Here is a 308-nt window from a genome sequence, read left to right on the forward strand (position 1 = left end):
GCTAGGCAGCGTCGTCGGACCGTTTGTCGGAGGATTGTGTATTGATTTATTTGGTGCATCCCATCCCCTTTCCATTTTTTCAGTCTTGGCGATTGTCACTGCTGCAGGCGTTCCGTTCTTACTCATCGGATACTACCGCCTAAAAAAACGAACGGCGGCTGCCGTCGCTGTAAAAGTAAGGGGGGGTCACTAAAAAAACCGCTCTCGTTTGAGCGGTTTTTCTTTATACTCGGCGGATGGCGATCTCTTCCACCTTATGCTGATCGCCTTTTTTTAAAATGAGATCAGCTCGATATTTTGTCGGTAAA

1 protein-coding gene is annotated in these 308 nt (G+C 47.4%); it reads right to left on the bottom strand.

Annotation, left to right across the window (positions count from 1 at the left end):
• Positions 1 to 223: 223 nt before the first annotated feature.
• The coding region (locus SB658_RS22960; RefSeq protein WP_410602561.1) for a hypothetical protein at positions 224 to 308 on the bottom strand (85 nt) is incomplete at its 5' end.

The sequence above is a fragment of the Bacillus sp. SIMBA_008 genome (genome assembly GCF_046535495.1).
GTDB lineage: Bacteria > Bacillota > Bacilli > Bacillales > Bacillaceae > Bacillus > Bacillus subtilis.